General features: G+C 30.0%; 8 protein-coding genes and 1 other RNA gene. 6 read left to right on the forward strand and 3 right to left on the reverse strand.

Features of this window, described 5'->3' with window-relative positions:
* Positions 1-106: 106 nt before the first annotated feature.
* The 3 genes from U9R42_12670 to ssrA all read right to left on the reverse strand — a co-directional run bounded on the left by U9R42_12670 (position 107) and on the right by ssrA (position 2,251).
* Complete coding sequence (locus U9R42_12670) at positions 107-1,567, reverse strand: DASS family sodium-coupled anion symporter (GenBank protein MEA3496871.1); 1,461 nt, start codon at positions 1,565-1,567, stop codon at positions 107-109.
* 115 nt (positions 1,568-1,682) lie between these two features.
* A complete protein-coding gene (locus U9R42_12675) occupies positions 1,683-1,856 on the reverse strand; it encodes a hypothetical protein (protein ID MEA3496872.1) in 174 nt (57 codons plus the stop codon).
* A 16-nt stretch (positions 1,857-1,872) separates the two neighbouring features.
* Positions 1,873-2,251: a transfer-messenger RNA gene (gene ssrA / locus U9R42_12680) on the reverse strand.
* Positions 2,252-2,362: 111 nt separating this feature from the next.
* Here ssrA and U9R42_12685 point away from each other — a divergent pair.
* The 6 genes from U9R42_12685 to U9R42_12710 all read left to right on the forward strand — a co-directional run bounded on the left by U9R42_12685 (position 2,363) and on the right by U9R42_12710 (position 8,133).
* Positions 2,363-2,704: a histidine triad nucleotide-binding protein gene (locus U9R42_12685; GenBank protein MEA3496873.1), complete on the forward strand. Its 342-nt coding sequence runs from the start codon at positions 2,363-2,365 to the stop codon at positions 2,702-2,704.
* 75 nt (positions 2,705-2,779) lie between these two features.
* A complete protein-coding gene (locus U9R42_12690; GenBank protein ID MEA3496874.1) occupies positions 2,780-3,718 on the forward strand; it encodes a mechanosensitive ion channel family protein in 939 nt (312 codons plus the stop codon).
* A gap of 76 nt (positions 3,719-3,794) precedes the next feature.
* Entirely contained in the window at positions 3,795-4,862 is a 1,068-nt protein-coding gene (locus U9R42_12695; protein ID MEA3496875.1) for a CsgG/HfaB family protein, read from the forward strand.
* Between the two features lie 22 nt (positions 4,863-4,884).
* Positions 4,885-6,576, forward strand: a complete 1,692-nt coding sequence (locus tag U9R42_12700; protein ID MEA3496876.1) for a hypothetical protein — start codon at positions 4,885-4,887, stop codon at positions 6,574-6,576.
* A gap of 22 nt (positions 6,577-6,598) precedes the next feature.
* On the forward strand, positions 6,599-7,480 hold the full coding sequence (locus U9R42_12705) for a hypothetical protein (protein MEA3496877.1): 882 nt from the start codon (positions 6,599-6,601) through the stop codon (positions 7,478-7,480).
* A gap of 5 nt (positions 7,481-7,485) precedes the next feature.
* A complete protein-coding gene (locus U9R42_12710) occupies positions 7,486-8,133 on the forward strand; it encodes a TlpA disulfide reductase family protein (GenBank protein MEA3496878.1) in 648 nt (215 codons plus the stop codon).
* Positions 8,134-8,360 lie beyond the last annotated feature (227 nt).

Raw genomic sequence — 8,360 nt, forward strand, 5'->3', positions numbered from 1 at the left:
TCCAATATCGTTCGCGATTTTTAAGCCGTGACAAACTGTTTCTTTGTTTGCCTGTTCCCAATCTCGAAGATGAACATGCGGATCAATCATATTATAAAAAATTCTCCTATTTTATTATAAAAGGTATAAGTACAAAATAAGTTAAAAGTGTGATAATAAAAATCGATATAATGTTGAGAAAAAATCCTGTCTTTGCCATTTGATGAATTTTTATATAGCCACTTCCAAATACAATTGCATTCGGCGGAGTTGCAACGGGCAACATAAAAGCACAGGATGCGGCGATTGTTGCAGGAGCAAGTAATAACATCGGAAGTTTGCCAAGTCCAATTGCAACTGAACCGAGAATAGGCAAAACCATAGCAGTAGTTGCCGTGTTAGAAGTCATTTCCGTAAGAAAAATAATTAAAAATACAACAACTAAAATAAGCACAATATCCGGAACTCCTGTAAATAAATTCACCTTTAATCCAATCCATTCGGCAAGACCTGATACTTTTAAACCCTCTGCAAGTGATAAACCACCACCAAAAAGTATTAGAATTCCCCAAGGTAATTTCAAAGCGTTTTTCCAGTCCATAGCGAACTGTTTCTTTTTTATATTTACAGGAATTACAAAAAGTAAAATGGCAAAAAACATAGCGATTGTCGCATCGGAAATCGCAGGAAATAATTTATCTAAACCCGGGATTGTAAAGTTCCCAATATGTTTTGTGCTTCTAAATATCCAACTCAATGCAGTAAGAACAAAAACGGTTAAGACAATTTTTTCTCCTCTTGTAATTTTTCCAAGTTCTATTAATTTATCTTTTATTACATTTTCATTATTTTCCAAATCTTTTTTGTCTGTTGTCGGATACATTACTTTAGTTAAAAATAACCAGATTATTGGAATCATTATTATAACTATCGGTATTCCTATCTTAAACCATTCCATAAAACCAATTGTTTGATTATACATTTTTTCTAAAGTATTTGCTAAAACTAAATTTGGCGGAGTTCCTATAAGGGTTCCTATTCCACCAACTGAAGCAGAATAAGCCAAGCCAAGCATCAAACTAATTCCAAATTTAGAATTCTTATTATTTTTCATTTCGGAATTTTGAGTCAAATTAGTGACTACTGCCATTCCAATTGGTACCATCATCACTGTTGTAGCGGTATTTGAAATCCACATTGAAAGAAATGCGGATGCAATCATAAATCCAAGTATTATTCTATCTTGACTTGTTCCAACTAAATCAATAATACTCAAGGCAATTCGTTTATGCAAATTCCATTTCTGCATTGAAAGTGCTATTAAAAAACCACCCATAAATAAAAAAATCATATGATTAGCATAAGGATAAGCAGATTGTTTTGAAGACATAACTCCCAATAGCGGATATAGTACGATAGGAATTAAAGCTGTGACAGGAATGGGAATTGCTTCAGTAATCCACCAAATTGCCATCAGCAAAGCAATGGCTAAAGTTTTTTGTGCCTCGGGACTCATTCCCGCCGGTGTCGGCATTAATAAAATTAACGCAAATATAATAATTCCTAATAACAACCCTATTCTTTTCATAATTTATCCCTTTAGAATATTAATTCCGTATAAATGGTTTTATACTACAAAAAATTCTTTTATTTAAAAAATATGATAGTGATAAGAGGTTTAGATATAACAAATTATTAACTTATTAGATTATATTTTTAAGTGAGAGATACAAAAACAATAAAGCACCTAAAAAAACAATTGTCCACCATATTGATCGTGGTGGTTTGCGATGATGAATGTGTTTTCCGAAATTTAATCTTTTTTCGTCGTCATCATCTTTTATTACATATTTCCCTGGTCGCGGAAAGTATCCCATAGTTATTCCTTATTTTTTGTGGAGGCGCCGAGAATCGAACTCGGGTCCGAAAAAGAGACCAAGACAGATTCTACATACTTAGTTGATTGAATTTTTCTTATTCATCTGCATACAACAAACAAACTACAAATGAACCAGTTTGAAAATTTAATTACCTGCCCACAAACAGAACAGATAACGATTTTGTGAAAATGGCGCCTATTCTTAACCCACAAACAAATTAAGATAGACGACTACTTAGATATTATCTATGCAGCAAGTGCAAAATTATTTGCATTTAAAACTTTATCTCAGGTTGATTTATCACAAGTGATCTCAAAAGAGACGAGGAGTCCTGAAAACCTCGGTATGCTACTGTAACGACCTTACAATCCCGTCGAAACCTTTACGCCCCCTATTTTTCAAGAAACATTAGAATATAAGAAAATTAAATAAAAAAACCAAATTGTTTTATTCGTTTTAGATTTTTTTTTCGTATATTTACACAGTTTAAAAAAAGGAGCAATATGCCAGATTGTATTTTTTGTAAAATTGCCAAAGGTGAGATAAAATCCGATATCGTTTTTGAGAATGAAAAATTAATTGCATTTAAAGATTTGAATCCGCAAGCACCAATTCATATTTTAATTATTCCCAAAAAACATATTAGTCGTGTGGAAAATTTGAGTGAAGAAAATAGTTCCCTTATGGGCGAATTAATAATTACGGCAAAGCAAATTGCGGATAAAATGAATATAAAAAATGGTTATCGACTTGTTTTTAATAATGGAGAAAATGGTGGACAAGAGGTGGAGCATATTCACTTACATTTATTAGCCGGTAGGAAATTTACTTGGCCACCCGGGTAGGAGGGTAGGAAGGTTAGAAGGTTAGTGGGTTAGAAGGTTAGAAAGTTAGAAGGTTAGAAGGTTAGAATAAAGTATATGAATAAACTATTTGATAAAGAAGCAATTATAGAAATGTTTACACAATTAGATTCGTTAGTTTACACGAATTTAGTGAAATCGATTATTGTTATTTTGGTATTATGGATTTTTAAAAAAATAATTGGTAGAATTATACATAAGAATATAAAAGATTCTAAAACAATTTATCAATGGAGTAAAACAGTTGGGTATATTTTTGCATTAATTGGTTTTTTGCTTATTGGAAAAATTTGGTTTAAAGGTGCAAAATCTTTTTTAACAATTTTTGGATTATTTTCAGCTGGTATTGCAATTGCATTAAAAGATGTATTCGTAAATTTAGCCGGATTTATTTTTATTATGTGGAGACAACCATTTGAAGTTGGACATCGGATAGAAATTGGCAAAGTTTCCGGTGATGTTGTTGATATTCGACCATTTCAATTTACAATTTTAGAGATTGGTAATTGGGTTGATGCGGACCAAAGTACAGGCAGAATGATTCATGTTCCAAATGGGAAAGTATTTACAGAACATCTCGCAAACTATCATTTCGGATTTGAATATATTTGGGATGAATTGCCGATTTTATTAACATTTGAAAGTGATTGGAAAAAGGCGAGAAAAATATTAGAAAAACTTGCATTAGAGTATGAAAAAAATATTCCGAAAAAAGTAGAAAGGCAGATAAAAAAATCAGCAAGAAAATATTTGATAATTTATAATAAGTTAACTCCAATAGTATATTTAAATGTAAAGGAAAATGGAGTATTATTGACAATTAGATTTTTGGTAGAACCAAAAAAAAGAAGATCAACAAGAGAATTCTTTTGGGAAAATATTCTTACGGAATTTGAAAAACATGATAATATTGATTTCGCATATCCAACCACCCGAATATATTCTAATTATATTGAAGGGAAAAAAGGTGCGATAAATAATAATTTAAATAAGTAAAAATATTGTATTTAATAATTATTTTTGTTAAACTACACAGTATTTAGAAATATATAAAATATAGGAGTAAAATAATATGAAAAGAAAAATTATAATCGGAATATTTGTTTCGTTATTTATGTTTATTAGTTTTAGTTATTCGCAAACAACCATAGCTGTTTTGCAACTCAGAGCAAAAGGAATTAGTGAAATGGAGGCGGAAGTATTAACAGAACGGTTAAGATCGCATCTTGTTAATCTTAATCAATTCCAAGTATTAGATAGAGAAAACATGAATTCTATTTTAGAGGAACAGGGTTTTCAGCTTTCCGGTTGTACCTCAAGTAAATGTATGATAGAGGCAGGGCAATTGCTTGGTGTTGAATTCATGATTTCCGGTTCAGTTGGGAAATTTGGAACAATATTCACTATCGATTTAAGAAAAATAGATATTGGTTCAGGTGAAATTGCAAAAACTTCCTCTTATGATTTTAAAGGAGAAATGGAAAATTTGTTGACTGAAGGAATTAATACTGCTTTAATTAGATTGTTGGGAAATAAAGAACAAAAAGAAAAGTTAACAACAACTTCACAAGTTAAGGAAACGACAACACAACCGAAAACTGTGGAAGATGATAAATCTATCCATGAAAAATTATTAACAGATAGTACAAATATGGGATATTTAAATGCGAGTATTATGCCAAAATTTTCAGAAGTAGATATTGATAATGTCTCAACCTCTGTAGAAAAAGCAAAAAATTATTCTTTACCTGCGGGGAAACATAAAATTAAAGTGTTTGCAAAAGATTATTCGACTTTTTCTGACAAGTTCAAAATCATAGAAGGCGAAATCACATCAATGACAATTACATTAGAGGAACTAAATGGGAATCAGCAACTTGTAAAATTTAGGAAAAAAAGAAAGAGAGGAATTATTTTAAGTTCTGTTTTTTGGTCAACTACACTATTTTCAGCCGGCATGGAAGGTAGTAATTACGACAAATATGAAAATGCACAAACATCTGATAGTGCAAAAGAATATAGGGAAAAAACAGAGACATGGGGTTCTATTAGAAACCTATCAGCAGTTGTTGCAATAAGTTTTTCTGCATCAACAATTTATAATCATATAAAAATAAAAAAAATAATAACAAAAAAATAATTTATAATAAGGAGATATGGCAATGAAAAATAAAAGTATAATATTAATAATTATTGCAATGAGTTTGATTGTTTTTATTGGGTGTTCGCGAAATTTTAATAATCCGGTAGATCCAGATTCAGATGAACAACTTATTTCACCATCAAATTTATCAATAGATATTTCTGCAAACCATGAGGATATTACACTAAGCTGGGAAGATAATTCTGATTATGAAGAATTGTTTGTATTGGAAATGAAAATTAATAACAATAATTATATTCTTCAATCAATCAATGAGGACAGAACTCACACGATTCCAATAGCAGAATTGGACTCGACACTACAATACACATTTAGAGTAAGAGCACGAATAGAAGATAAATTATCTGTTGTATCAGGAGAAGCTATGTTAGATTGGTCTGCTATATATCCTACTGTACCATCAAATTTCGATATAACCATACTTTCAGAAAGTCAAGCAGAAATCACTTGGGAGCCAAACTCGGATTTTACCGAAAAATATGTTATAGAACAAAAGATAGACAAAGAAGAATTTCATATTATAGGGGAAACTACTAATGCTTATTATATAATCACAGGTTTAGACATTTGGGATCCTAATGTCGAACGATTTTTTAGAATACGAGCAAAAGTTGGTGATAATATATTTTCTTCACCAAGCAATGAGAAATGCTTACAATATAATGAACATGGTTATACAAAAAAATTCCATTTAGATGCCGGTGGATCTGTAACTTCTTTAGCATTTTCTAAAGATGATGGATACCTTATAGTTGCAAATAATAATGGTGATCTTATTCAGTATGACATGTATAATATTGCTACAACTATTAGTACACGCCATTCTAATTATAGAATCAATAAGGTTGTTTGTAGTCCAACGGCAAAACAATTTGTATCTGCTTCTGATGATGGTAGTATTAAATTATGGGAATTTGGCTCGGGAAGTATGCTGTGGGAAAAAAACATTGTATCAGGGGCGGTTGTAAATGATATTTGCTATAGTAAAGATGGTAATAAAATTGCCGCAGTTGCCGAGGCCAGAGCAGTTGTAGTTGATAATAATAGTAATGAGATACTTTCAGCGGTAGTATCTGGGAATATTTTGTTTTCTGTTGATATTAACAATTCGTCTTCTAATATTATGTTGGGTTCTAACATTGGTAATGTGTTTCTTTGGAATATTGATAGTGATACTAATTATGTCACTCATAATTTTTCTGATGCCGGAATTGTAAACGCTGTTCAATTTAATCCTGCAGATGATAACTACTATTTTGCAGGAGCTGATATACCATCAAGTAATGTGAAATTATGGAAAGTTGGTAATGTTTTACAAAGCACAGAAACATTTGATGATAAAGGCATTAGGTTAGGAAAATATTCTGCCGATGGAACTAAAATTGCACTTGCTTCAACAGGTAATATAGGATGTTTGATAACAGCCACTGGTAATAATAATTTTATATCTTTAGGTTCTCCTGCAATAGATATGCAATTCGTTGATGATAATATAATAGCATTTATTACAGCAGATGGAATGATAAAAGTATTACGAGTTGTGCTAAATAATATTTTATGGGAAGGATCAACTTATTTATCACAGTCAACAGCCGGTGACATTAGTCCCGATGACAATTTAATTGCTATTGGAACAAATGATGGTATCGTTGAAATATTTGAAAATATGGGCTGGTTTGTTGGAGATTAGGAATATTTTATCGGAGGAAATTATGAAAAAAATAACATCCTTTGTCGTAGGTGTTTTTTTACTTTTTAATTTTGTATTCGCAAACGCTAACGATATAACAAAAATTAATATTTTATATACTCAAAATACAAATGGTGTATTAGAAAATTGTCATTGTCCCGTGTTGCCACTTGGAGGATTAGAAAAGAGACAAACGATATTGAAAGAGTTTCGTAAATCACATTCAAATGTATTGTTTTTTGATTCAGGAGATTTTTTTTCATTTAGAAAAGATTCGGCTAAAAATGTAAAAGTAATAAAAGCAATGCAACTAATGAAATACGATGCGGTGAATATTGGCGTTCAAGAATTTTCTACTGGAGAAACATTTTTAATCAATCAATTGCAAAATAATAATATTAATGTGATTAGCACAAATTTAAAATTTAAAAAAGCTGATTTTTCTGTATCAAAAGTTATTTACAAAACTATTGGGAATATAAAAATTGCTATTTTAGGAATTGTTGATCCAAACGACATTACCTATTATGAAAAAGGAAATAAGTTTCAACTTAAGAGATATAATCCAACAGATATAATTAAGAAATGGCATGAGATAGCAAACCAAGATAAATTTGACATTGTTATTTTACTCTCCAATATGGGTTTTGAAAAAGACAAAGAGATTGCTGATAAATTTAATTTTATTGATATAATTATTGGTGGTCATACTCAAAACGAATTTCATAATCCTAAATATATAAATAATACTATTATTACACAGAGCGGAAAAGACGGGAAATATATAGGTTCTTTACAGATTGAAATTAAAGATAAAAAAATTGATTCATATTCCGGAAAATTAATTCCGGTTAAGTTAGGGACAAAAGATGATGAGGAAATATTAAGCATAATCAAGGACTAAAAAGTATGAAAATAGTAAAATATATCACAAAAATTTTAATTTTATTTATTATATCTATAAATGTTTTTGCAAGCGATAATGAAAATAAAATTGAAATTAATTCCAATGCAGAAGCATTTTTCTTGCGATCATTAGATGGCGAATCGATTTATTTTAGTCGCGAATTAAAAGAAGGGAATGTGATTTTATTGTCCTTTTTTGCAACTTGGTGTATTCCTTGCAATATTGAAATTCCTAAAATAGAAGAAATATCAACCGAACTGACTAATGAGGATTTTAAAACATTTTATATACATGTCGGGAAACCAAAAAAAGAAGGAAATTATAAAGAATTAATTGGAAAAATGAAAGACCGACTTTTAATGACTCAACCAATATTAATTGATATGTATTCAAAAGTTGCTGAGAAATATGATGCTTTAGCTTTGCCGACTACAATTCTAATTGGGAATGATGCTAAAATAAAATATGTACATGTTGGATATAAAAAGGGTGATGAAAAAAAATTGAAAATAGAAGTTCAAAAAGCACTTGGTATTCTTGATACGATTTCTGCTAATTTGCTTGATATGATACAAGATTCTGTAAACACTGAAACTGATATTGATACTCTAAGTGATTTTGAGAAACAATTATTAAACATTGAAGAATAGATATTCTCCCAATATAATTTTAATATTTTATTTTTGTTTATTTATTAAATTCATTATATTTAAGCATGTTTGACGCAATTAAAAAATACAAATTATATATTTTTTTAGTAATAATTATTTTTGCAAATGTATCCTGTAATAGAAAACAAAATATTATTGGTGTTTGGAGGTGTGAAAGATTCTATTGGGGAAAAATGGAAAGTGTAGAATTTAAAGAACAGACACAG

This window comes from Bacteroidota bacterium (assembly GCA_034723125.1).
GTDB lineage: Bacteria > Bacteroidota > Bacteroidia > CAILMK01 > JAAYUY01 > JAYEOP01.